Origin of the sequence: Noviluteimonas caseinilytica (assembly GCF_018406605.1) — a bacterium.
Classification (GTDB): domain Bacteria; phylum Pseudomonadota; class Gammaproteobacteria; order Xanthomonadales; family Xanthomonadaceae; genus Noviluteimonas; species Noviluteimonas caseinilytica.
Genome location: NZ_AP024545.1, coordinates 2,130,333 through 2,154,359 on the forward strand (window position 1 = coordinate 2,130,333; position 24,027 = coordinate 2,154,359).

25 protein-coding genes and 1 tRNA gene are annotated in these 24,027 nt (G+C 68.5%); 18 read left to right on the forward strand and 8 right to left on the reverse strand.

Going from position 1 to position 24,027, the window contains the following annotated elements; genetic code table 11:
- Window positions 1-64: 64 nt before the first annotated feature.
- Window positions 65-496 carry a hypothetical protein gene (locus tag LYSCAS_RS10365; RefSeq protein WP_213433967.1) on the forward strand — a complete coding sequence of 144 codons (432 nt, stop codon included), beginning with the start codon at window positions 65-67 and terminating at the stop codon, window positions 494-496.
- Window positions 497-501: 5 nt separating this feature from the next.
- On the opposite strand, the gene LYSCAS_RS10370 is transcribed toward LYSCAS_RS10365, so the two are convergent.
- Both LYSCAS_RS10370 and LYSCAS_RS10375 read right to left on the reverse strand, forming a co-directional pair.
- Window positions 502-774 (reverse strand): hypothetical protein, encoded by a 273-nt coding sequence (locus LYSCAS_RS10370; RefSeq protein ID WP_213433968.1) that lies wholly within the window; start codon window positions 772-774, stop codon window positions 502-504.
- 125 nt (window positions 775-899) lie between these two features.
- Window positions 900-975, reverse strand: a tRNA-Phe gene (locus LYSCAS_RS10375).
- A 150-nt stretch (window positions 976-1,125) separates the two neighbouring features.
- Between LYSCAS_RS10375 and LYSCAS_RS10380 the strand changes: the two genes are divergently transcribed.
- On the forward strand, window positions 1,126-1,524 hold the full coding sequence (locus LYSCAS_RS10380) for a DUF6491 family protein (RefSeq protein ID WP_213433969.1): 399 nt from the start codon (window positions 1,126-1,128) through the stop codon (window positions 1,522-1,524).
- A gap of 9 nt (window positions 1,525-1,533) precedes the next feature.
- Here LYSCAS_RS10380 and LYSCAS_RS10385 read toward each other — a convergent pair whose 3' ends face one another.
- From LYSCAS_RS10385 to ftsY, 4 genes are read right to left on the reverse strand one after another with little or no spacing between them, the layout of a single operon-like run.
- Window positions 1,534-1,806, reverse strand: coding sequence for an oxidative damage protection protein (locus LYSCAS_RS10385; protein ID WP_213433970.1), 273 nt, complete (start codon window positions 1,804-1,806; stop codon window positions 1,534-1,536).
- Window position 1,807: 1 nt separating this feature from the next.
- Window positions 1,808-2,845, reverse strand: coding sequence for an A/G-specific adenine glycosylase (mutY, locus tag LYSCAS_RS10390; protein WP_244858507.1), 1,038 nt, complete (start codon window positions 2,843-2,845; stop codon window positions 1,808-1,810).
- On the reverse strand, window positions 2,842-4,089 hold the full coding sequence (locus LYSCAS_RS10395; RefSeq protein ID WP_213433971.1) for an AsmA family protein: 1,248 nt from the start codon (window positions 4,087-4,089) through the stop codon (window positions 2,842-2,844). Before LYSCAS_RS10395 ends, mutY begins: the two co-directional genes overlap by 4 nt.
- Window positions 4,086-5,240: a signal recognition particle-docking protein FtsY gene (ftsY, locus tag LYSCAS_RS10400; RefSeq protein WP_213433972.1), complete on the reverse strand. Its 1,155-nt coding sequence runs from the start codon at window positions 5,238-5,240 to the stop codon at window positions 4,086-4,088. The genes LYSCAS_RS10395 and ftsY overlap by 4 nt, the downstream gene beginning before the upstream one ends.
- A gap of 65 nt (window positions 5,241-5,305) precedes the next feature.
- Here ftsY and rsmD point away from each other — a divergent pair, with 65 nt between their 5' ends.
- The 8 genes from rsmD (at window position 5,306) to LYSCAS_RS10440 (ending at window position 11,734) form a co-directional block, all read left to right on the forward strand.
- A complete protein-coding gene (gene rsmD, locus LYSCAS_RS10405; RefSeq protein ID WP_244858509.1) occupies window positions 5,306-5,947 on the forward strand; it encodes a 16S rRNA (guanine(966)-N(2))-methyltransferase RsmD in 642 nt (213 codons plus the stop codon).
- Window positions 5,948-5,954: 7 nt separating this feature from the next.
- Complete coding sequence (gene coaD / locus LYSCAS_RS10410) at window positions 5,955-6,455, forward strand: pantetheine-phosphate adenylyltransferase (protein ID WP_213433974.1); 501 nt, start codon at window positions 5,955-5,957, stop codon at window positions 6,453-6,455.
- Window positions 6,456-6,492: 37 nt separating this feature from the next.
- The gene (locus tag LYSCAS_RS10415; RefSeq protein WP_213433975.1) at window positions 6,493-7,002 is read left to right on the forward strand and encodes a hypothetical protein; all 510 of its coding nucleotides are present in this window, start codon (window positions 6,493-6,495) and stop codon (window positions 7,000-7,002) included.
- Between the two features lie 138 nt (window positions 7,003-7,140).
- Window positions 7,141-7,398, forward strand: a complete 258-nt coding sequence (locus LYSCAS_RS10420) for a YfhL family 4Fe-4S dicluster ferredoxin (RefSeq protein WP_213433976.1) — start codon at window positions 7,141-7,143, stop codon at window positions 7,396-7,398.
- Window positions 7,395-9,098 (forward strand): gamma-glutamyltransferase, encoded by a 1,704-nt coding sequence (gene ggt / locus LYSCAS_RS10425; protein ID WP_244858510.1) that lies wholly within the window; start codon window positions 7,395-7,397, stop codon window positions 9,096-9,098. The genes LYSCAS_RS10420 and ggt overlap by 4 nt, the downstream gene beginning before the upstream one ends.
- Window positions 9,095-9,715, forward strand: coding sequence for a hypothetical protein (locus LYSCAS_RS10430; RefSeq protein WP_213433977.1), 621 nt, complete (start codon window positions 9,095-9,097; stop codon window positions 9,713-9,715). The genes ggt and LYSCAS_RS10430 overlap by 4 nt, the downstream gene beginning before the upstream one ends.
- Before the next feature lie 65 nt (window positions 9,716-9,780).
- Window positions 9,781-10,671, forward strand: a complete 891-nt coding sequence (locus LYSCAS_RS10435) for an MBL fold metallo-hydrolase (RefSeq protein WP_213433978.1) — start codon at window positions 9,781-9,783, stop codon at window positions 10,669-10,671.
- 211 nt (window positions 10,672-10,882) lie between these two features.
- Window positions 10,883-11,734, forward strand: coding sequence for a TMEM43 family protein (locus LYSCAS_RS10440; RefSeq protein WP_246518230.1), 852 nt, complete (start codon window positions 10,883-10,885; stop codon window positions 11,732-11,734).
- Between the two features lie 4 nt (window positions 11,735-11,738).
- On the opposite strand, the gene LYSCAS_RS10445 is transcribed toward LYSCAS_RS10440, so the two are convergent.
- Window positions 11,739-13,244, reverse strand: a complete 1,506-nt coding sequence (locus tag LYSCAS_RS10445) for an aminotransferase class III-fold pyridoxal phosphate-dependent enzyme (protein ID WP_213433980.1) — start codon at window positions 13,242-13,244, stop codon at window positions 11,739-11,741.
- 235 nt (window positions 13,245-13,479) lie between these two features.
- Between LYSCAS_RS10445 and queA the strand changes: the two genes are divergently transcribed.
- The 5 genes from queA (at window position 13,480) to secF (ending at window position 18,976) form a co-directional block, all read left to right on the forward strand.
- Window positions 13,480-14,523: a tRNA preQ1(34) S-adenosylmethionine ribosyltransferase-isomerase QueA gene (gene queA / locus LYSCAS_RS10450; protein ID WP_213433981.1), complete on the forward strand. Its 1,044-nt coding sequence runs from the start codon at window positions 13,480-13,482 to the stop codon at window positions 14,521-14,523.
- Entirely contained in the window at window positions 14,520-15,626 is a 1,107-nt protein-coding gene (gene tgt / locus LYSCAS_RS10455; protein ID WP_213433982.1) for a tRNA guanosine(34) transglycosylase Tgt, read from the forward strand. Before queA ends, tgt begins: the two co-directional genes overlap by 4 nt.
- Window positions 15,627-15,704: 78 nt before the next feature.
- Window positions 15,705-16,049 (forward strand): preprotein translocase subunit YajC, encoded by a 345-nt coding sequence (gene yajC, locus LYSCAS_RS10460; RefSeq protein ID WP_213433983.1) that lies wholly within the window; start codon window positions 15,705-15,707, stop codon window positions 16,047-16,049.
- Window positions 16,050-16,131: 82 nt separating this feature from the next.
- Window positions 16,132-17,997, forward strand: a complete 1,866-nt coding sequence (gene secD / locus LYSCAS_RS10465) for a protein translocase subunit SecD (RefSeq protein ID WP_213433984.1) — start codon at window positions 16,132-16,134, stop codon at window positions 17,995-17,997.
- A gap of 16 nt (window positions 17,998-18,013) precedes the next feature.
- Window positions 18,014-18,976 carry a protein translocase subunit SecF gene (secF, locus tag LYSCAS_RS10470; RefSeq protein WP_213433985.1) on the forward strand — a complete coding sequence of 321 codons (963 nt, stop codon included), beginning with the start codon at window positions 18,014-18,016 and terminating at the stop codon, window positions 18,974-18,976.
- Between the two features lie 118 nt (window positions 18,977-19,094).
- On the opposite strand, the gene LYSCAS_RS10475 is transcribed toward secF, so the two are convergent.
- Window positions 19,095-19,910, reverse strand: coding sequence for an inositol monophosphatase family protein (locus LYSCAS_RS10475; protein WP_213433986.1), 816 nt, complete (start codon window positions 19,908-19,910; stop codon window positions 19,095-19,097).
- A gap of 52 nt (window positions 19,911-19,962) precedes the next feature.
- Between LYSCAS_RS10475 and LYSCAS_RS10480 the strand changes: the two genes are divergently transcribed.
- The 3 genes from LYSCAS_RS10480 (at window position 19,963) to LYSCAS_RS10490 (ending at window position 23,928) form a co-directional block, all read left to right on the forward strand.
- Window positions 19,963-20,766, forward strand: a complete 804-nt coding sequence (locus LYSCAS_RS10480; RefSeq protein WP_213433987.1) for an RNA methyltransferase — start codon at window positions 19,963-19,965, stop codon at window positions 20,764-20,766.
- Window positions 20,767-20,857: 91 nt separating this feature from the next.
- Window positions 20,858-21,790: a phosphate/phosphite/phosphonate ABC transporter substrate-binding protein gene (locus tag LYSCAS_RS10485; protein WP_213433988.1), complete on the forward strand. Its 933-nt coding sequence runs from the start codon at window positions 20,858-20,860 to the stop codon at window positions 21,788-21,790.
- Window positions 21,787-23,928, forward strand: coding sequence for a putative bifunctional diguanylate cyclase/phosphodiesterase (locus LYSCAS_RS10490; RefSeq protein WP_213433989.1), 2,142 nt, complete (start codon window positions 21,787-21,789; stop codon window positions 23,926-23,928). Before LYSCAS_RS10485 ends, LYSCAS_RS10490 begins: the two co-directional genes overlap by 4 nt.
- Window positions 23,929-24,027: the final 99 nt, after the last annotated feature.

Genomic DNA, 24,027 nt, shown 5'->3' on the forward strand with positions numbered 1-24,027 from the left:
GCGCGTACATGACCCGACGACATCACCCAGGCTGGTGCGACGCACAGGACCGAGGCGCAACACGATGATGCGATTCGACGTTCGCGTGCCCGCCTGGCTGGCCGCAACGGCCTCGACCCTGTTGCTCGTCGCATGCACGGGCAACGATGCGGCGGTGAAGCGCATCGGACACCTCACGCAAGCCCAGCTCGCCCATGCGTTCTGCACGGTCGATGCGCTTCCCGACGACAGCAGGCTCCAGGATGCGCAGATGCCGGCCGAGTTTGGCGCGTTGGGCGCAACGCGCTTGCGGCGTCGCGGTCACGTGGCGTCGCTGCGCGTGTCCGGTGCGGTCGACGACCTCGTGTGGTTGGAATTCATCAACGTCGGCCGCGCCGATGCGAAAAAAACGATCCAGTTGATCCCGGGCGAGGGGAAGACCGCCCGGACGTTGTGGGAAGCGCCAGCGGATTTCACTTGCGCGTCGACCACCAATGCGTTCGCGGGCAAGCGCTGAGGCGGTCAGCGAAGTCGGGCGACGTCCATGACCAGGCGTGCGAATTCATCGTCCGAAGTGCCGACGGGCGCGTAGGTGGCGATGTTCATCCAGCGACCATCGCGCAGCGCGGCTTCGAGCATGTGCCGGCAGTAGGTGACGCGTTCGCCGGAAGGCTGCTCCAGCGCCATCTGGAACTCGGGGCGGCCCATCAGCACGCGTTGCGCATGGTGGGGCCCACCCACGAACAGCACCTCGACCAATCCGGAGAGGGACCCGCCATGTCGATCGTCTGCCATGGGGCGTTGTCGCACATGGTCAGACCGTCGCCGTGAATTCGTCCGGCGAAACATTCAGCATGCTGAGCGATGGCCGAAAAAAAGCCCGCAACCAGTGCGGGCTTTTTCCAATCGATTTGAACCGCTGGTGGCCGGGGAGGGAATCGAACCCCCGACACGGGGATTTTCAATCCCCTGCTCTACCAACTGAGCTACCCGGCCAGCGAGCCCGGCATGATACGGATGCGACCCGGCCCGGGCAAGCCGGATGTTGGCTGAATGCTCGTGCGGATCACCCCTTCCGCGATGCGATGGCAGGCGCATGATCCGGCCAGCGGCCTCGAGCGAGGCCGCCACCACAGGGAGGACGCCATGAAAGGGATCCATTGGACACTGGCCGCGGGCATCGCCGCGGCGGCGCTGCTCGCAGGCTGCGCTTCCAGCCAGACGAAGGCCGAGAAACTCGCGATGTACCAGGCGCATGCCAGCGCGCCCGTCAAGCAGGTGCCGTTCTTCAGCCCGCAGGGCTGGGAGGAAATCGACCGCGACCACGTCCTCGTGACGATGCGGCCGACCGAGGTGTACCTGATGCGCTTGAACGGCCCGTGCCTGGATTACGACAACGGTGCGGCCGCGATGCTGATCAGCAACACCGCCGGCGTCATCCAGCCGAAGTTCGACCGGGTGAGTTTCCCCAACTCGTCGATGAGCTGCCGCATCGAGGAAATCCGCCAGGTCGACATGACGGCGGTGCGCGACACCAAGGCCTGACGATCGGCCTCAGGCGTCCGGCGCGACGTAACCCTCGGGTTTCGTCGCGCCGCCGCCGAACAGGAATTTCTCCATCTCGGCCTCCAGCTGCGCGCGATGCTTCGGGTCCAGCGGCGACAGGCGGTTTTCGTTGATCACCATCGTCTGGTGCGCGAGCCACCGCTGCCAGGCCGGCTTGCCGACGTGTTCGAACACGCGCTTGCCCAACGCGCCGGGCCACGGCACGAAATCCAGGCCTTCGGTTTCCACCTGGTCGACGTCGCAGAACACGGTACGGGGCATGTCATGGCTCCAATAGTTTGCGGACCGGCGCGGGCAGGCCCAGCGCGGGCAGGGCGTCGCGCGCGATCCAGCGGAAGTGCTCGCCGGGATTATCGCGCGCCGTGGCGTTGCGCCAGCGCAACGGCTGGATCTGCAACCGGTAATGGGTGAAGCCGTGCGCGACGGGGGCCAGCGTTTCGGCCGCGTCGTAATCCGCATCCACGTGCGCGCCGAGCCATTCGCGCGCGGGCGCGTGGTCGGCGTGTTCGGGGAAGGACCACAGGGAGCCCCAGATACCGGCGGGCGGGCGGCGCTGCAGCAGCACGCGGCCTTCGGCATCCTCGATCCACAACATCAACGCGCGCCGCTCGGGCAGCGGCTTGCCGGGCTTGGGCGTCGGCAATTCGGCGACGCGGCCGGTGCGCAGCGCGACGCAATCGTGCTGCAGCGGACACAACACGCACGCCGGGTCCGCGCGCGTGCACAGCGTCGCACCGAAATCCATCTGCGCCTGCGTGTAGTCGGCCAGGCGCGCGTGCGGGAGCTGCGCGTCGGCAATCGCCCACATCGCCTTTTCGACCGCGGGCAAGCCCGGCCACCCCTCGATGCCATGCGCGCGCGCGAGCAGGCGTTTGACGTTGCCATCGAGGATCGGGAAACGATCGCCCCACGCCTGCGACAGGATCGCGCCTGCGGTGCTGCGGCCGATGCCGGGCAGGGCGTGCAGCGCATCGAAATCGCGCGGCAGCTCGCCGCCGTGTCGTTCGACGCAGATGCGCGCCGCGGCATGCAGGTTGCGCGCGCGGGCGTAGTAACCCAGGCCCGCCCAGAGCGCGATCACGTCGTCGAGCGGCGCGGCGGCGAGCGCGCGCACGTCGGGCAGGGCGGCGACGAAGCGTTCGAAATACGGGATGACGACGCGCACCTGCGTCTGCTGCAGCATCACTTCCGACAACCACACGCGATACGGCGCGCGCGGATGCTGCCAGGGCAAATCGTGGCGGCCCGAGACGTCGAACCACGCAAGCAACAAGTCGGCGAAACGCGCCTCGATGGTCACGGCGCGGCGGTATCCAGTGCGGGATCGTCGATGCGCACGTCCACGCCTTCCAGCGTTGCGCCGCCGATCTCGAGCGTCGGCGTGTGCGCGGTGCCGGACAGCGGCGGCAACGGCGACGTCGCATCCGCATCGATCCAGGCGAGCACTTCCGGCAAGCGGAAACGCGCGTCGACGGCGGTGGCATCGCGCTTCAATTGCAAGCGCGCGATGTCGGAGAAATCGAACGGGCCGGCGTAATCGAGCACGAACGGCAGCGGCGACGTCGACTGCCCGATCGGCGGCGGCAACACGGGCCAGGCGTCGGGCCACGTGGCGAGCGTGCCATCGAGGTGCAGCGACGCGGCGTTCGTCCACGCGAACGCGGCACGTGCGTCGAAATCCGGCACGACATCGTCACCGCGCAACGCGACACCGGCCGGCGACAACGCCACCGTGCCATTGCGAACGCGCAGCGGGCCATTCATTGCGAACACGAAGGGCAGGTCCGTCTTGTCCTGCGTGTAGCGCGATACGAGCGACAGCCGCAGCGGCACGATCCGGAGGCCGTCGCCCAGTTGCAACGGACCACGCGCATTCAAGCGCGCGACCAGCTTGCGTTGCGGCTGTTCCAGCGACACATCGCCGCGCACCGTGACCTGCGCGCCACTCGCCGGCCGCGTGGCATCCACGCGCAGCGCGAACGGCACGCGCGTGGTGCCTTGCACGAAGCGGCCCTTCGTTGTCGCTTCCAGCGCACGCTCCGGCATCCAGCGCGGGACGTCGAGCGCATCGATGTCCACGGACCACCCCGCACCGACGACGCGCCCATCGCGCACCTGCAGGCCATCGGAGAGCGTCGGCATCTTCGTTTCGCTCGGCGGCAGCGACGCGAGCCACTGCTGCATCGCCACCACGTCGATCACCGGCGCATCGAGTTCGACGCGGGTGAACGCGAGCGTTGCGCCACGGCTGCGCACCGTCGACCACGGCACGGCCACGCTCACGCGCTTCGCATGCAGCACCGCGGTCTTCGCGCCCGGCACGCGCGCATCCACTTCACGCAGCACGAGTTGCGGGCCACCGCGCAAGCGATATTCGGCGGTGCCGTCCGACGTGATCTGCAGCCCCAGCGCGGAGCCGATTTGCGACAACACCAGCGAGGCCACGCGTTGCGGCCGCGATATCCAATGGAGCGCGACGACGGCGAGCAGCAACAGCGCCGCCGACACCAGCAGCCAGCGGCGTGCGCGCAGGGAGATCGTCACGCGCCGCCGAGGGCTTCCGGCAACAGCGCGTCCACGAAGGATTCCGCGTCGAACACGCGCAGGTCCTCCGGGCGTTCGCCGATGCCCGCATAGCGGATCGGGATGCCGAATTCGCGTGCGAGCGCGAACACCACGCCACCCTTCGCCGTGCCGTCGAGCTTGGTGACGACGAGCCCCGTCACCGTGACCGCGGCATTGAACTGGCGCAGCTGCGACAAGGCGTTCTGCCCGGTCGTGCCGTCGATCACCATCAGCACTTCATGCGGCGCGGTGGGATCGATCTTGCCGAGCACGCGGCGGATCTTGCCCAGTTCCGCCATCAGGCCCTGCTGCGTGTGCAGGCGGCCGGCGGTGTCGGCGATCAGGACTTCGACGCCCCGCGCCTTCGCGGCCTGCAGCGCATCGAATGCGACGGATGCCGCATCCGCGTTCTGGCCCTGCGCGATCACCGGCACGTCGTTGCGTTCGCCCCAGGCCTGCAACTGCGCGACCGCGGCGGCGCGGAACGTATCGCCGGCGGCGAGCATCAGGCTGCGCTTCTCGTCGCGGAAGCGGCGCGCGAGCTTGCCGATGGTGGTGGTCTTGCCCACGCCGTTGACGCCGACGGTGAGCACCACGAAGGGCTTGGCATCGCGATCGATCACCAGCGGCACGGCGACCGGCGCGAGCATCGCGATCAGTTCGTGGCGCAGCGCGCGCAGCATCGCGGTCGCGTCTTCGAACTCGCGGCGCTTCATGCGCTGGCGCAGGCCTTCGAGCAGCTGCGTCGTCGCGGCCACGCCGACATCGGCGGTGAGCAGCGCGGTTTCCACTTCATCGAGCAGGTCGTCGTCGAGCTTCGGGTTGCGCGAGAACAAGCCGCCGAGGCTCTTCGCGAAGGCGCTGCCGCGCAGGCGTTCGCGCCAGCCGGTTTTCCCGGCGGCGGCCGCGGGCAATGCGTTGGCGTCGATCGGGTCGGGCGCGCGGGCCGGCGCTTCGGGCGGCGCGACGTCGGGCACGACATCGGGCGCCACGTCGGTGGCGACGGGCGTGGCCTGGAAAGGATCGTCGACGGGCGCGCCTTCGAACGGCGAAGGTGCGGGCGCCTCGGTCGGCGCGGGCACGGCGGCGTCGGCGGGGGCGTCGGGTTTGTTGCGGCGGAACCAACGCATCTGGCCGGGGCACGTCGATGGTGGAGAATGGCCGGCATGGTAGCACCGGCCCCCGAGCGTCCCCGATGAAACACCGCGCGCCCGCACCCCGCAACACGCCCGCGCAGCCCACCGGCAGCGTGCGCATCGTGGGCGGCCGCTGGCGCGGGACGAAGCTGCCGGTGCTCGATCGTCCCGGCCTGCGCCCCACGTCCGATCGCGTGCGCGAAACGCTGTTCAACTGGCTGATGCCGAAGCTGCCGGGTGCGCGCGTGCTGGACCTGTTCGCGGGCACCGGCGCGCTGGGGCTGGAGGCGCTCTCGCGCGGCGCGGACCATGCGGTGCTGGTCGAACACGACCGCGACATCGCCGACCACCTGCGCGCCAGCGCGACGCGCCTGCAGGCGCAGGACATCGCCGAGATCGTGCAGGCCGACGCGCTGGCCTGGCTGCACGCGCAGCCGGAAGGCGCGTTCGACATCGCCTTCGTCGATCCGCCCTTCGACGCCAACCTGTGGGGCGGGGTGATGCCCGTACTGGTGCGTTGCCTGCGGCCGGATGCCTGGCTCTATGTCGAGCAACCGCTGGCGGGCGCGGTCGACCTGCCGGCCGGCTGGCGCCTGCACCGCGAAGGCCGCACGCGCGAAACCCGGCACGCGCTGTACCGCCGCGACGCGGCGACGGACGCTGATACACTCGCGCCCGAGCCAGTCCCGGCCGGAACGTAGCCCCCGAATGAGCGTCGCCACCCGCATCGCGGTCTATCCCGGCACGTTCGATCCGATCACGAACGGGCACGTCGACCTCGTCGATCGCGCCGCGCCCCTGTTCGAACGCCTCATCGTCGGCGTGGCGCAGAGCCCGGGCAAAGGCCCCGCGCTGCCGCTCGAACTGCGCGTGGACCTGGCCAAGTCCGCGTTGTCGGCCTTCCCCAACGTCGAAGTCCTGGGCTTTTCCGGCCTGCTCGCGCATTTCGTGCGCGACCTGGGCGCCGGCGTGCTGCTGCGCGGGCTGCGCGCGGTGTCGGACTTCGAGTACGAATTCCAGCTGGCGAGCATGAACCGCCACCTCATCCCCGAGGTGGAAACCCTGTTCCTGACGCCGGCCGAACAATACGGCTTCATTTCGTCGTCGCTCGTGCGCGAGATCTCCCGCCTCGGCGGGGATGTCTCGGGCTTCGTGCCGGCGGCCGTCGCCGCCGCGTTGCAGGCAGAATGGCAACGCACTTCCACTTGATCGATTCGCTTACTTGCGTCCTATGGGGGACACACCGATGCGCAACCTGACCACCACGCTCCACCGCACCGCCACCATCGCGCTGCTCGCGCTGTTCGCCTTCGGCCTTGCGGCCTGCAAGAAGGAAGAAGCGCCGAAGGCTGCCGCCGCCGCGCCGGTCACCGCGCCGAAGGACGGCAACGAGAACGCCTGGCAGGCCTACGCCAGCGATGTCGTCAAGCGCAACATGGACGGCGTCACCAACAGCCCGTACGTGTACTTCCTGCCGGAAGAAAGCTCCGCCGACTTCCAGGGCCAGTACGACGCGCAGCTGGACAAGGTCAAGACCGACATCACCCGCGGCATCCTCGAAGGCAACATGCTCGCCTTCGTGTCGCCGGCCTCGGCCAAGATGGCCGACCTGGTCACCGCCGCGTTCACCGGCATCGAGCCCAACACGATGAAGGGCGTCAAGGTCCTTTTCATCGGCCAGGCCGCCGACAGCGAGCGCGTCAAGGCCGCCGTCGCACCGGCCGGCGTCACCTACGTGTTCGTCGAAGCCAAGTGACGGATCGGCGCGTCGCCGCATCGCGGCGACGCCCTTGCCGATCCGTCATCCCCGCGAAGGCGGGGATCCAGACGGTTGCGACGCCACCTTCTGGATTCCCGCCTTCGCGGGAATGACGAGCAAAGAGCACCAACGATCATGTCCCTCCGCATCACCGAAACCTGCGTCAACTGCGACGTCTGCGAGCCGGTGTGCCCGAACAAGGCGATCACGCAGGGCGAGTCGATCTACGTGATCGATCCGATGCGCTGCACCGAATGCGTGGGCCATTACGACGAACCGCAATGCGTCGTCGTCTGCCCGGTCGAATGCATCGACCCCGATCCGTCCCATCCCGAATCCAACGAGCAGTTGCTGTCCAAGCTGCTGCGACTCCAACAGGAAGACGCCCGATGATGTTGCGTTCCGCCTTGACCGGCCTGCTGCTGTGCGTCGGCTTCACCGCACTTCCCGCACCGGCCGCCGAGGCGAAGCAGGCAGCCCATCCGCCGGGCGCGGCGATCGCCAGCGGGCATGCGCTCGCCACCGAAGCCGGGTTCGAAGCGCTGCGCCAGGGCGGCAATGCGTTCGACGCCGCGGTGGCCACGTCGGCCGCCTTGTCGGTCGTCGAGCCGATTTCTTCCGGCATCGGCGGCGGCGGCTTCTTCCTGCTGCACGACGCGAAGACCAACCGCGACGTCTTCATCGACGCACGCGAGACCGCGCCCGAATCCGCGACGATGCAGGCCTTCCTTGATCCGAAGGGCGAGCTCGACCGCGACCGCGCCGAAAACGGCCCGTGGTCCGCCGGCATCCCCGGCCTGCCGGCCGCGCTGGTGCACATCGCGTCGAAGTACGGAAAGCTGCCGCTGCGCACCACGCTCGCCCCGGCGATCCGCCTCGCGCGCGAAGGCTTCCCCGTCTACGACCGCCTCGCGCGCGGCTATCGCAGCCGCAGCGACGTGATGGAACGCTACGCCGGTACGCGCGCGGTGTACCTGGCCGACGGCGATCCGCCGGAAGTCGGCGAAATCCTCAAGCAGCCCGAACTCGCGCACACGCTCGAACTGCTCGCGCAGAAGGGCTTCGACGGCTTCTATCGCGGCGAAACGGCGGACAAGCTCGTCGCGGGCGTCAAGGCCGAAGGCGGCCACTGGACCGCGAAGGAACTCGCCGCCTACCAGGTGCGCGAACGCGAACCGCTGCGCTTCAAGTACCGCGACTGGGACATCGTCACCGCGCCGCCGCCGTCGTCGGGCGGCATCGCGCTGGCGGAAATCCTGCAGATGGTGTCCGGCTGGGACCTGCGCAAACTCGACGACGCGCATCGCACGCACATCGTCGTGGAAGCGATGCGCCGCGCGTTCCGCGATCGCACGATCTACCTGGGCGATCCGGACTTCGTCACCGTGCCGCTGTCGCGCCTGATGGATCCGAACTACGCCGCGGGCCTGCGCGCGTCCATCCATCCGGAGAAGGCGACGCCGAGCGACCTGTTCGACGCCAAGCCCGCGCCGCTGGAAGACGACGAGACCACGCACTTCGCGATCATCGACCGCGACGGCAACCGCGTCAGCACCACGCAGACCGTCAATCTGCTGTACGGCTCGGGCATGGTCGTGCCGGGCACGGGCGTGCTGCTCAACGACGAGATGGATGATTTCGCGCTGCGCCCGGGCACGCCGAATGCGTTCGGCGTGATGGGCTTCGACAAGAACGCGCCGAAGCCGGGCAAGCGCATGCTCAGCTCGATGACGCCGACGTTCCTGCAATCGAAGGACAAGGTGATCGCCGTCGGCGCGCCGGGCGGCAGCCGCATCATCACCGAGGTGCTGCTGGCGATCCTCGGGTACGACGATGGCCTCACGCCGCAGCAGGTGGCCGCTTTGCCGCGCTATCACCACCAGTGGTATCCCGATGTCATCTCGGCGGAGAAGGGCGCCCTGAAGCCCGACGTCGTCGAGGCGTTGAGGAAGATGGGCCACACCGTCAACGACGCCGAACCGATCTGGGGCAACGTGCAGACGGTGGAATGGAACCGCGCGACCAACACGCTGTCCGGCGCAAGCGATCCGCGCCATCCCGAAGGCAAGGGCGAGGCGAGGGCGCAGCCGTGACCGACGATCCGTCGAAGCGTCCCGAGCGCAAGCCTGCGCTGCACACGGTGCCGGCGATCCTCACGGGCGCCGCGGCGTTGATCGCGTCGCTCACCGCGGTGTACGTGAACGTGCGCGGCGATCGCGCACCGCAACCCGTCGTGCAACAGGCGCAAGCCGTCGCGCCCGCCGCGCCCGCGAAAACCACCGAAGCCCAGCCCGCGCCGGCGAAGGCGATCGACAAGTTCACGTTGCGCGTGGATCGCATCGCGGTCGAGCACGACGGTTCGCCCGGCACCACCGACTGGCGTTTCGTCGTGGAAGCCGACGACGAACCGCTGTTCGCCTTCGCGCAGCCCGGCCTGGACGACACCGGCGGCATGAACGTCGCGCGCCCGAAGGAAGCCGACGGCACGCTGCGCCTGGCAGGCAAGCCCGGCGCGCGCATCGTGGTGAAGGGCTGGCGCGGCCGGATGATCTTCGGCGGTGGCGGCGCACCGGACGTCTCCGGTGAAGGCCGGCTCTCCGCCAGCGGCACCATCGGCCCGATCCGGGTGGATGCGCCGCACGCCAACCCCAAGGCCTTGCCCCAGGCCGGCGCGTTCGTGTTCTTCCTGTCCGCCGATCCGGCCGAATAACGCTTCGCTAGCAGCGCGTCGCGCCCACGGCGCTAGAATCGCCGCACTCCGCAAGGCGCGTGGCGATGAAACTCTGGTCGATCCTCGGCAACTCGCAAAAACTGGACGGCGGCGCGATGTTCGGCAATGCGCCGCGCGCGCTCTGGTCGCGCTGGTCCGCGCCCGACGACGCCAACCGCATCGCGCTGGCCTGCCGCGCGCTGCTCGCCAGCCCGCTCAACGGCAAGACCGTGTTGTTCGAAACGGGCATCGGCGCGTTCTTCGAACCGAAACTGCGCGAACGCTACGGCGTGGTGGAAGACCGCCACGTGCTGCTCGAGTCGCTGCGCGCGGCGGGCTTCGAACATGACGACATCGACGTGGTCGTGTTGTCGCACCTGCACTTCGATCATGCGGGCGGCTTGCTTGCACCGTGGGTGGAAGGCCGTTCGCCGGAACTGTTGTTCCCGAACGCGACGTACCTGGTGAGCCGCGATTGCTGGGACCGCGCGCGCGATCCGCATCCGCGCGACCGCGCGAGCTTCATCCCGGAATTGCAGGGGCTGCTGGAAGCAAGCGGTCGGCTGGAGATCGTCGAAGGCGAGTACGCGAAAGCACTCGGCAAGACGGTGCGATTCCATTACAGCGACGGGCACACGCCGGGCTTGATGCTCGGCGAGATCGTCGGGCCCGACATGGTCAACGGCGAACCGCATGGCGGCGTGGTGTTCTGCGCCGACCTGATTCCCGGTCGCCCGTGGGTGCACGTGCCGATCACGATGGGCTACGACCGCAACGCGGAATTGCTGATCGACGAGAAGCGCGCGTTCCTGGAGGACAAGCTCGCGCGGAACGTCCATCTGTTCTTCACCCACGACCCGGCGTGCGCGCTGGCGCAGGTGACGCGCGACGCGGCCGGCAAGTTCGGCACCACGCACGAAGTCGCAGCCCTGCACGCGCGGGCGCTCGCGGCATGACGCCAACATCGATCTCCTCCCCCCTGCGGGGGAGGCCGGGAGGGGGGCAGCCCGGTCGCGTCGCACCTGGACGTGGCTCTTCGCGCTCCTCGTCGCGCTGCTCCCGCTCCTCGCATTCGCGCAGGAAAACGACCCCGTCACCGATGCCGTCGCGCGCGACCGCGAGTTCGGCGTCACCGCGCGGCACTTCGGCCTCGAACGCCGCGTGTCGATGTACCAGTGGCGCGCGAAGGGCGCGGGCTACGAACGCGTCTGGAGCGAAGCCCCCATCGACTCGACGGGCTATGCGCCGGGCCACGACAACCCCGAGTTCCCGCTGCGCAGCCGCCGCTGGCTCGCCGAGCGCGTGACGCTCGACGACAAGCCGCTCGATCGCAGCGTGATCGAACAGTTCGGCCAGTGGCGCACGTTCCGCCCGAATTTCTCGGCGTTGCCCGGCAACCTCGCCGCCACGTTCCAGCCGGAAGGCGATGGCCTCGGCAGCGCGGAGAATCCGCTGGATCCGCAAGTCGGCGACCTGCGCATCGGCTGGCGCGAACTGACGCTACCGCCGTTGCAGGGCCGCGTGGAGTTGTCGCGCGGCACGTGGTTCCCGATCGCGGGCGATCCGATCAACGATCCCGCGCCGTTGGCTGCGCCGGAATCGAATCCCTCGATGATTCGCATGACAGTCATCGCGACGAAAACGACGCTGCTGTTCGCAGGCCTGCATGCCTTGCTGCTGCTCGGCCTCACCGCGCAGGTCGTGCGTTGGCGCGTGCGTTCCCGCGTCGGCATCGGGCTCGGCGACAACACCGACCTGGCACGCTGGGTCCGCGTGCATGGCAACTTCACCGAATACGTCCCGCTGACGCTGCTGCTGATGGCGTTGCTGGAACTCAGTGGGTTCCCGCGTCAATGGCTGTTTGCCGGCGGCTGCACGTTGCTGCTGGGCCGCGTGCTGCACGCGTTTGGCCTGTCGCGTTACCAGGGCACGTCGTTCGGCCGCCTGGTCGGCATGGTGCTGACGTTGACGGCGTTGGGGAGCGCGGCCATCGCCGCGCTCTGGATGTCCATGCAGTAAAGGGTTACGCCGCAGCTTGCTGCTGCTGCTTCGGCCCTTCCAGCAACGCGCGCTTGACCATCGCGATCAGCAGGTCGATCTCTTCGCTCGTCACGCCGAAGTGCGGCGTGAAGCGCAGCGAGTTCAGGCCACCATGGATCACGCCGAGGCCGCGCTCGCGCAACCATTCTTCGGTCGAACCCACGCCGTAGCCCTTGAACTGCGGCGCCAGTTCGCACGAGAACAGCAGGCCCGTGCCCTGGACCTTGGTGATCAGGCCACCGAGTTCGACCTTCAGCGCTTCCAGCTTCGCGATCGCTTCCTTGCCGCGCTCGCGGATGTTGGTGCGCAGCGCGGGCGTGAACTCGTGGAGCACCGCCACGGCGACTTCGAGCGCGCGCGGGTTGCTGGTCATCGTGTTGCCGTAGGTGCCGGCGCGATACAACTTTTCCGCGCGCTCGGTGACGGCCACGACCGACAGCGGGTACTGGGCGGCGTTGAGCGCCTTCGAGTAGGTTTCCATGTCCGGCGCTTCCAGGCCTTCGAAGCCCGGGTAGTCGACGATCGACAGCACGCCGTTGGCGCGCAGGCCGGCCTGGATGGAGTCGACGAGGAACATCGAACCATGCGACTTGGTGAGCTCGCGCGCGGCGGCGTAGAACGCCGGCGGCACGCTGCGGCCCGGGTCGCCTTCGCCCATCACCGGTTCCAGGAACATCGCTTCGATGAACCAGTTGTTGGCGTCGGCATCGGCGAACACTTGCTTGAGCGCGTCGATGTCGTACGGCTCCACCGTGAGCACGGAGTCTTCGCCGCGGAAGCTGGCGAGGTGCTGCAGGTAGTTCTTGCGCGAGGAATCCGAATACAGCGCCGGGCGCTCGGTGCGGCCGTGGAAGCTGCCCTTGACGACGACGCGCTTGATCGCGCGGCCGGCGTACTTGGCGCCCGGATCGGTCATCAGCTTGCTGTTGACGTCGGCGATGCGCGCGGCGAGCGAGACGGATTCGGACCCCGAGTTGAGGCACAGGAACTTGGTGTACGGCGAACCACCGCGCGTATGGCCGATCTCCTTGCGCATGGCGCGGTCGAAGCGCAGCTGCGCCACGTTGGGCGTCATGATGTTGGCCATCGCCTGCGGGCGCGCCATCGCTTCCAGCACGGCCTTCGGCGTGTGGCCCAGGCCCAGCATCCCGTAGCCGCCGGAGTCGTGCAGCACGGCGCCCTTCAGCGTGACCACCCACGGGCCGCGCGCGGCGAGGGCGATGTACGGGTTCACCGCATCCATCGAATAGAAATTGACGAAGCCGGCCTGCACGGTGCGCAGCTGCGCGTCTTCGTCCATGTCCAGCAGTTCGGGGAACTCGGCACGGACGCGCGCGTATTCCTCGGCGGCGGCGGCGATGGCGTCCACGAGGTCCGGGTGGGTCGGCGCGAAGCGCTGCAGCGTCGCTTCGTCCAGGCCCTGCGTGCGTCGCGCACCGGCATGGGCGCGAAGGGGGGCGAGGGGGGCGAGCAGGGCGGTGGCGGTCATGGCGGCCTCACTTGGGACAGGCTGGAAATGAAAACTGCGCGGTGTGCGCCGCGCAGCGTGGGAAATCCCGGGATGAACCAACAATGGGTTGATTTAACGAGCAATTTCAAAAACTTGCGCGATTCTACCACCCCGATTCCGGCGATATAACCCCCAAAAACCCCGCAAGAACCGACAAAGCGACGCGCGGCTACACTGTGCGGCCTCGAAAACCCGGGCCCCCGCGGCCACCCCCTTGAAGCGCTCCGATTTCCACTACGACCTGCCGCCCGAGCTGATCGCGCAGGCACCGCTGCCCGAACGCTCCGCCAGCCGCTTGCTGGTCGTCCCGCCGCTGCCGGCCCCGTTGCAGGACCGCGGCGTGCGCGACCTGCCGGACCTGCTGCGTGAAGGCGACCTGCTGGTCTTCAACGACACGCGGGTGATCCCCGCGCGCCTGCATGGGCAGAAGTCGAGCGGCGGTCGCGTCGAGATCCTCATCGAACGCCTGCTGCCCGATGCCGAAGCGCGCGTGCAGCTCAAGGCCAGCAAGTCGCCGCGGCCCGGTGCGCGCATCGCGCTCGATGCCGGCGGCGAAGTGGAAGTCCTGGGCCGCGAAGGCGAGTTCTACCGGCTGCGCTTCCATGTCCCCGGTTCGCTCGAGGAATGGCTGCAGCACGCGGGACGCCTGCCGTTGCCGCCCTACATCCAGCGCACGGCCGACGCCGACGACGATGCGCGCTACCAGACCGTGTTCGCGCGCGAGACCGGCGCGGTCGCCGCGCCCACCGCGGGCCTGCATTTCGACGAAGCGCTGCTCGATGCCTTGCGCGCGCGCGGGATCGACTTCGGCCACGTCACGCTGCACGTCGGCGCCGGCACGTTCCAGCCCGTGCGCGTGGACGAGTTGTCCGAACACAAGATGCACAGCGAGTGGTTGAACGTGGGTGCGCACCTCGTCGAACAGGTGCGCGCGACGCGGGCGCGCGGCGGTCGCGTGATCGCGGTCGGCACCACCGTCGTGCGCGCGCTCGAATCCGCGCTGCGCGATGGCGAACTGCAACCCTTCGCCGGCGAAACCTCGATCTTCATCCTGCCGGGCTACCGCATCCGTTCCGTGGATGCGCTGCTCACCAACTTCCATTTGCCGGAGAGCACCTTGCTCATGCTGGTGTCCGCGTTCGCAGGCCGCGAACGCATCCGCGCGGCCTACGCGCACGCGATCGCCGAACGCTATCGGTTCTTCTCCTACGGCGACGCGATGCTGCTGTGGCCGTCGATGGACGAGGTGCGCGCGTGAGCCGCATGCAGTTTCAATTCCTCGGCCAGGATGGCGCCGCGCGCCGCGGCCGCCTGCATTTCCCGCGCGGCACGGTGGAAACGCCGGCGTTCATGCCGGTGGGCACGTATGGCTCGGTGAAAGGCGTGCTGCCCGACCAGGTGCGCGCGCTGGGCGCGGAGATCATCCTCGGCAACACGTTCCACCTCTACCTGCGCCCGGGCCTGGAGATCATCGAAGCGCACGGTGGCCTGCATGGCTTCACCGGCTGGCGCGGGCCCATCCTCACCGACTCCGGCGGCTTCCAGGTCTTCTCGCTCGCGCATCGCCGCAAGATCACCGAGCAGGGCGTCACCTTCGCCGCGCCGACCGATGGCTCCACCGTGTTCCTCGGTCCCGAGGAAAGCATGCGGATCCAGAAGGTGCTCGACTCGGACATCGTGATGATCTTCGACGAATGCACGCCGTATCCGGCCACGGAAGACGTGGCGCGCAAGTCGATGGAACTGAGCCTGCGCTGGGCCGAACGCAGCAAGCGCGCGCACGAAGGCAACGACGCGGCGCTGTTCGGGATCGTGCAGGGCGGGGTGCACCACGCGTTGCGCGACCAGTCCGCCGCGGGCCTGCGCGCGCTCGGCTTCGACGGCTACGCCATCGGCGGCCTGGCGGTCGGCGAGCCCGAGGCCGAACGCAACGCGATGCTCGACCACACCTGCCCGCAGTTGCCCGACGACCGCCCGCGGTACCTGATGGGCGTGGGCCGGCCGGAAGACCTGGTCGAGGCGGTCGCCCGCGGCGTGGACATGTTCGATTGCGTGATGCCCACCCGCAACGCGCGCAACGGCCATTACTTCACCGCCACCGGCACCGTCCGCATCCGCAACGCCAAGTACGAGAAGGACCTGCGCCCGATCGAGGAGGGCTGCGGCTGCGTGGCCTGCGCCGGCGGCTATACGCGCGCCTACCTGCGCCACCTGGACCGCTGCAACGAGATGCTGGCGCCGATGCTCGGCACGCTGCACAACCTCTGGTACTACGAAAAACTCATGGCCGACATGCGCGCTGCCATCGAGGCGGGAACCTTCCAGGCGTTCCGCGAGTCCTTCCACGCCGCCCGCACCTGAACCCGGGCCCCGGCCCCGGCCGGGCCGCCCCCGCGTGGCATAATCCCCCGCCTTTTCACGCCCAACCGGATGCACCGCATGGACCTGCTCGACCTGCTGATCCCCTCCGCCCATGCCCAGTCGGCCGCGCCCGCCGCCACCGGCACCAGCATGCTGTCCACGCTGGCCCTGCCGATCATCTTCATCGCGGTGATGTACTTCCTCATGATCCGCCCGCAGATGAAGCGGCAGAAGGACCATCGCGCGATGCTCGACAAGCTGCAGCGCGGCGACGAGGTGATCACCAGCGGCGGCATCGCCGGCACCGTCACCGAGATGGGCGACAACTTCGTTTCCGTGGAAGTGGCCAACGGCGTGCAGCTGCGCGTGCAGCGCGGCGCCATCGCCAACGTCCTGCCCAAGGGCACGCTCAAGTCCGCGTAAGCACCGGACACGTTCCAAAGACCGACACGTAGTCAACAACTTGCTGTAGTCGGCGGCCGCCTCGGCCGCCGCGGGGAATTCGATGCTCACCTTTCCGCGCTGGAAATATTTCGCCATCCTGCTGGTGCTGATCCTCAGCACCCTGTACGCGTTGCCCAACGCGTACCCGCTGGACCCGTCCGTGCAGGTCACCGCGGCGCGCGCCGGGGGCGTGGCGATCGACAAGGCGCTGCGCGACCGCGTGGCGGCCGAGCTGACGAAGGCCCACATCACCGCCGATTCGGTGGCGATCGAGAGCAAGGACAACCTGCTGGTGCGCCTGCCGGACCCGAACGTGCAGACGCGCGCGGCCGACATGCTGCGCCCGCTGCTGGGCGGCGACTACGTCGTCGCGCTGAGCCTGGCGCCCACCGCGCCGAAGTGGCTCGACTGGTTCGGCGCCAAGCCCATGCCGCGCGGCCTCGACCTGCAGGGCGGCGTGCACTTCGCGATGGAAGTGGACCAGAAGGCGGCGATCGACAAGCGCATGGATGCCTTCCAGGAAGACATCCGCGCCACGTTCCGCGAAAAGCGCATCCTCTATTCGTCGGTGAGCCGCACCGGCCCGGCGACCATCGGCATCACGCTCAAGGAAGGCGCCGACAACGACAAGGCGCAGAACGAATTGCGCCGCATGTTCCCGACCTACCAGGTGGGCGGCGAAGCCACGCGCCTGGCGATCACCGTGCCCGACGCCGGCCTGCGCCAGCTCGCCACCGAGGCGATCGAGCAGAACCTCACCACGCTGCGCAACCGCGTCAACAACCTGGGCGTCGCCGAGCCGGTGATCCAGCGCCAGGGCACCGACCGCGTCGTGATCCAGCTGCCCGGCCTGCAGGACACCGCCGAAGCCAAGCGCCAGATCGGCGCGACCGCCACGCTGGAATTCCGCGCCGTCGTCGGCGACGAAGCGCAGGCCGCCGCCGCGCTGGCCGACAACCGCGTCCCGCCGGACGCGCGCATCTACTACGACCAGTTCCACCGTCCGCTGCTGCTCTCCAAGCGCCTGCTCGTGTCCGGCGACCAGCTGGTCAACGCGGTGCCCGGCATCGACGCGCAGCGCGGCGTGCCCAACGTCAGCATCACGCTCGACAGCACGGGTGGCCAGCGCATGCTGGACCACACGATCGACAACGTCGGCAACCGCCTCGGCATCGTGTACGTCGAGCGCATCCCGGAGACGAAGATCGTCGACGGCAAGGAAGTGCATTCCTCGCGCATCGACGAGCGCGTGATCAGCTCTTCGACGATCCAGGGCGTGTTCGGCAAGGACTTCCAGACCACCGGCCTGTCGCGCGAAGAAGCGCAGAGCCTGGCCAAGCAGCTGAAGGCCGGTGCGCTCGCCGCGCCCATGAGCTTCGTCGAAGAACGCGTCGTCGGCCCGAGCCTCGGCGCCGAGAACGTCAAGCGCGGCACCACCGCGGTGCTGTACTCGTTCCTCTTCGCGCTGGGCTTCTTCCTGCTGTACTACCGCATGTTCGGCCTGATCACCTGCCTCTCGCTGCTGCTCAACCTGCTGATGGTGATCGCGGTGATGTCGTTGCCCTTCATCGGCGCGACGATGAGCCTGCCGGGCTTCGCAGGTTTGGCATTGACCGTCGGCATGTCGGTCGACGCGAACGTGCTGATCAACGAACGTATCCGAGAGGAGTTGCGGGCGGGCATGCCACCACAGGCCGCCATCGCCACCGGTTACGACCGCGCCTCCGGCACGATCTTCGACTCCAACATGACGGCGCTGCTCGCCGGCCTGGCGCTGCTGCTGTTCGGCACCGGCCCGCTGAAGGGCTTCGCGCTGACCATGATCATCGGCATCCTGACCTCGGTGTTCACGGCCGTGACGGTGTCGCGCGCCATGGCGACGCTGGTGTACGGCGGCCGCCGCAAGCCCAAGTCCATCGCGATCTGACGGGAAGAACCAGAACATGAAGATTTTCCCGCTGACGCTGTTGCCGAACGACGCCAACATCAATTTCATGCGGCTGCGCTGGGCGTCCATCACCCTCGCGGCGCTGCTGATGTTCGGTGCGATCGGCGCCATGGCCTTCAAGGGCTTCAACTACGCCCTCGACTTCACCGGCGGTGCGCTGGTGGAAGTGCGCACCGACCAGCCGGTCGACATCGACGACATCCGCAAGGACCTGGGCAAGCAGGGCTACGACAGCGCGCAGGTGCAGACCTACGGCTCCGGCAACGAACTGCTGGTCCGCCTGCAGCCGCGCGAAGGCGAGTCGAGCACGCAGGCCACCACGCACGCCAAGGAAGCGGTGACGCGCGCGCTGACCACCGCGGGGGCGACCAACCCGCACATCCTGCGCAGCGAATTCGTCGGCCCGCAGATCGGCCGCGAGCTGGCCCGAAACGGTGCGTACGCGCTCGCGTTCGTCGTGATCGGCTTCCTGTTCTACATCGCGTTCCGCTTCCAGCGGAAGTTCGCACTGGCCGCGATCATCGCCACGCTGCACGACGTGGTCGTCGTGGCGGGCTGGTTCGCGATCACCGGGCACGAGTTCGACCTCACGGTGCTCGCCGGCGTGCTGTCGGTGATGGGCTACTCGATCAACGACACGATCGTGGTGTTCGACCGCGTGCGCGAGAACTTCCGCGGCATGCGCGCCTCGCCGTACGAAGTGCTGAACAAGTCGGTCAACCAGACGCTCTCGCGTACGGTGATCACCTCGTTCGTCGCCTTCCTCACGGTGCTCGCGCTGTACATCTACGGCGGCGGTTCGCTGCGCGGCATGGCCGAGTCGCAGATCATCGGCATCATCGTCGGCACGCTGTCGTCGATCTTCGTCGCGTGCCCGCTGCTGCTGTGGTTCGGCGTGACGAAGCAGGACCTGTTGCCGAAGGCGCAGGACGAGGCGGCGTTGGCGCGTCGCCCGTAACAGCGGGACCGGGGACCCGGGACCGGGGACCAGGGAAAGCAAAAAGCCGCGCATTTGCGCGGCTTTTTGTTGGGCTGTTGCGTTTGGTCCCTGGTCCCTGGTCCCCGGTCCCCGTCTTTCAAAAGGCTTTCGCGTATCCCGAATTGACGATGCCCTTCTGCAGCGACTCGCTCAGCTTCAAGCCACCGGCCACGATCTGGCGACCCAGCACGCCGCGATGATCCATCGGTCCCGTGCCCGCGCCGCGGAAATCGGTGACGCGGCCACCGGCTTCGCGCACCAGCAACACGCCGGCGGCGATGTCCCACGGCTTCACGCCGGCTTCGAAGTACCCATCGGCGCGGCCGCAAGCGACGTACGCCAGGTCCAGCGCGGCCGAACCCGTGCGGCGGATGTCTTCGGCGTCCTTCAGCAGTTCGCCGATGCACGCCAGGTGTGGGGCGAGGCGTTCGCGTTCGCGCGGCGGGAAGCCGGTGATCAGCATCGCGCCGGTGAGGTCCTTGCGCTCGGACACGCGGATCTTCTTGTCGTTGAGCACCGCGCCGCTGCCGCGGCTGGCGGTGAACAGCTCGTTGCGCAGCGGATCGAAGATCACGCCGTGCTGCGGTTCGCCGTTTTCCACCAGCGCGATCGACACGCACCAGTGCGGGATGCCGTGCAGGTAATTACTGGTGCCATCGAGCGGATCGATGACGAAGGTCTGGCGGCCCTTGCCGCTGCTGCCGGTCTCCTCGCCGAGGATCGCGCAGTCGGGCATCGCGCGCTTGAGCTCGCGGATGATCTCGGCCTCGGCCAGGCCATCGACCTCGCTCGCGTAGTCCATGCGGTCCTTTTCGACCACGTTGAGCGCATCGAGCTTGTTGAGGTGGCGGAGCAGGACATTGCCTGCCGCGCGGGCGGCCTTGACCATGACGGTGACTGCGGGTTTCTGCATGGCGAAGGGGGAAGGGCCGGCGGCGAGGGGCGCGGAGTTTAACATTCGCGCCATGAGCGAACCGGCCCCGAGCATCACCCCCACGCCCGACCTGCGCATCGTGCTCGTCGGCACCCAGCATCCCGGCAACATCGGCGCCGCCGCGCGCGCGATGAAAACGATGGGATTGCACCACCTGGTGCTGGTCGCCCCCGAAAAGGCGCCCAACCACGACACCGAGGCCATGGCCGCGGGCGCCGACGACCTCGTCGCGGCCGCTCCCGTCCACGCCACGCTGGCCGAGGCCGTCGCCGATTGCGCGCTGGTCCTGGGCTGCACGGCGCGCAGCCGGCGGGTCCAGCTGGAACAGCTCGATCCGCGCGAAGCGGCCGCGCGGGCCCTCGGGTTCGCCGCGAACGGCCCGGTCGCCCTGGTCTTCGGCCGCGAACGCACGGGCCTGGACAACAACGAACTCCAGCTGTGCCACGCCGCGGTCCACATCCCGTCGGATCCCGCATTCAGTTCACTCAACCTGGCCGCGGCGGTGCAGGTCATGAGCTACGAGGTCCGCATGGGCCTGCTCGGCGCGCCGGCCCCGCGGGCCGCGGTGGCCGAATCGGCCCCCGTCCGCGAACAGCTCGCCCCGCACGCCGAACTCGAAGGCTTCTTCGCCCAACTGGCCGAAGCCCTGGATGCCATCGACTTCCACAAGGGGCGCACGCCCGATTCGGCCATGCGCAAGTTGCGCCGCCTGTACCTGCGGGCCGCGCTGGACAGCGCCGAGGTGCGGCTGCTGCGCGGCATCCTTGCCGACACCCAGCGCATGGCGATGCTCGCGGGGCGGGGGCAGGGGACCGGCAAACCGGGTGACGCGTAAGCGTTTCACTCGCAGTTACAGGGAATCTGCGCTTCTTTGGTAGCGGCAATTCGGCTAGGCTTGCCGCTGGGGTCTCGCAGGACTACACGCTTTGGTTGCGCTCCGTCGCTGTCTCGCCGCGTTGCTGGTCATTTTCGCCGCGGCAGGCTCCCCATCCCCGACCCGTGCCGCGACCGCAGACGATGCGCACGTGCTCGTGCTCGGCCGCATCAGCGACGACCCCAAGGCGCACTACGAGCAGCTGAAGCCCTTGCTGGATTACGTCGTGCCGCGCATGGCCAACGTCGGCATCCGCGAAGGGCGGATCCTGATGGCGCACGACGTGCAACAAATGAATTCCTACCTGCGCCGCGGCCGCGTCGACTGGGTCACCGAGACCGCCGGCACCGGCATGCTGCTGCAGCAGGGCTCGGGCGCCAAGCCGCTGCTGATCACCGAACGCGACGGCGTGAGCCAGTACACGACGGTGTTCTTCGCGCGCCGCGACAGCGGCATCCGCTCGATCGACGACCTGCGCGGCCGCAGCGTCGCATTCCAGAATCCGTATTCCACCAGCGCCTATTACGTGCCCGCGGCGGACGTGCTCGATCGCGGCCTGCCGCTGGAAATCCTTCTGTCGCCGATGGACCGGCCCGCGCCCGATGGCGTCGGTTACCTCTTCGCGCGCACCGAACTCAACATCGCCACCTGGGTGCACAAGCGCCTGGTCGACGTCGGCGTGATGAGCAACCTGGACTGGCAGAACCCGCAGCGCGTGCCGCTCGCGTTCCGCGCGGACCTGGTGATCGTGCATGAAACGCCGTCCTATCCCCGCGCGCTGGAGATGGTGCGCGGCGGCATGGATCCGAAGGTGGAAGCGCGCCTGCGCGAAGTGCTGGTCGAGGCCTCGAAGGACCCCGACGCCCGCGAAGCGCTGCTGCAGTTCTTCAAGACCACGCGCTTCCTGCCGATCGACGCCAACAGCGAACACGCGCTGGAACGCATCGGCAGCGGCGTCAAGCGCATCCGCGCGGAGGTCGAATGAGCGTGCGGTTCGGCCTGCAGGCGAAGTTCCTCGCCGGCATGGCCATCGTGTTCGTCGGCGTGCTCGCGCTGATCGGCCTGATGTGGCAGCGGCAGACCTCGATGCAGGAAGAGGTGTCGAGCCTCGGCCGCGAATCCATGCGCGAGCTGGTGTCCGACCGCCTCAAGCGCCGCGGCGAAAGCGCGGTGGCGCAGCTTGCCGATTCGCTGACCAACCCGATGTACTACTCGGACCTGGACGCGATCGGCAACATCGCGCGCGCCGCGATGCGCCAGCCGGACGTGGCGTACGTGATCGTGTTCGATCCGCAGGGCCGCATCGTGCACGACGGTTCCGGCGACATCCCCGCGTACGGCCAGCCGATGAACGACCCCTTCGCGTTCGAAGTGGTGTCCGCGCGCTCGCCGCACACGCAGAGTTCCGATCGCATCGTCGACATCGCCAGCCCGATCATGATCGGCGACCAGCGCCTGGGCGGCGTGCGCGTGGGCTATTCGCTCGCGGCGATGCGCAGCGACGAAGACCGCGCGACGCAGGCGATGCGCACGCGGCTGGACGAGATCGCGCGCCGGCACCTCGGCTGGATCGCCTTGCTCGGTGCGGCGTTGCTCGCGCTCGGCGCGATCGTGGTCGGCCTGGTGCAGCGCACGCTGGTGCGCCCGATCCGGCAGCTGGCCGACGTCGCGCACGAAATCGAAAGCGGCAACTTCGAAGCCGACGCGCCGGTGACCACGCGCGGCGATGAAGTCGGCGACCTCGTGCGCGCGTTCGGCCGCATGAGCAGCAGCGTGGCGCGCCACGACCGCGACATCCGCCGCATGGCCTACAGCGATGCGCTGACGGGCCTGGCCAATCGCCTCGCATTCCGCGAAAGCCTGGACCGCCGCCTGCTGCAGTTGCGCGGCGCGGGCCGGCAGCTCGCGCTGCTGTTCGCCGACATCGACGACTTCAAGCGCGTCAACGACACGCTGGGCCACGACGCGGGCGACGAAGTACTGGTGCAGTTCGCCAACCGCATCCGCGAAACCGTCGAACGCATGGGCGGCGAAGGCGCGATGCTCGCGCGCTTCGGCGGCGACGAGTTCGTGATCCTGATCGAGAGCGTGCTCTCGCCCACCGGCAACCACGGCGACGTGCGCACCGCGGCGAGCCGCCTGGCCGAAGCGCTGGTCGCCGAATTGAGCCGGCCGATCGTGGTGCACGACCGCCAGGTGTTCCTCGGCACGTCCATCGGCATCACGTTGTTCCCGGAAGACGCGTCGGGTTCGACGATGCTGATGAAGAACGGCGACATCGCGATGTACCAGGCGAAGGTCGCCGGCAAGAATTGCCACCGCTTCTACTCGCGCGCGATGGACCAGGCGGTCGAACGCCGCGTGCGCATGGAGCAGGATTTGCGCGGTGCGTGGGAACGCGGCGAGCTGAGCCTGGCGTACCAGCCCGTCTACAGCCTCGCCGACGGCCAGTTGCGCGGCGCCGAAGCGCTGCTGCGCTGGCAGCATCCCGAACATGGTGCGATCGCGCCGTCGGTGTTCATCGACGTGGCGGAGCAGAGCGGCCTGATCGAAGTCATCGGGCCGCAGGTGTTGCGCCTGGCGTGCGAAGACACGATGCGCTGGCAGCAGGCGCATCCGTCGGCGGACCAGATGTTCGTGTCGGTGAATGTGTCGCCGCGCCAGTTGCGCAGCGGGGATTTGCCGCGGCAGGTGGCGACGACGTTGCGCGATACGGGGCTGGAAGCCGCGCGCCTGCATCTCGAACTCACCGAGACTGCGGTCATCGGCGACGAGATCCACGCGAGCGGGTTGCTGGCGCGACTGCGCGCGTCGGGCGTGAAGATCTGGCTCGACGATTTCGGCACGGGGTTCTCGGGGCTGAGCCATCTGCGCCGGGTGCCGGTGGATGGGGTGAAGATCGATCGCAGCTTCATCGCGGATGTGTTGCGCGATCCGGACGATCTGGCGCTGACGACGGCCATCATTGCGATGGCGCATTCGCTCGGCATCACGGTGGTGGCGGAGGGCGTGGAGAAGGAGGGGCAGTACGCGATCCTGCGCGAGCGCGGGTGCGATCTGGCGCAGGGGTATTGGCTGGGGCATCCGGTGAGTGCTTCGGATTTCTCTTTGTTGCTGGCCTGACTTCAAAAGCGGGAACCCAGGGTTGCTGCAGAAGCCCGCTTGAAGTGAAGACCGCGTCGCCCGAACCCGCGGCGTGGTAAGAATTTCTCGCCGACGTGG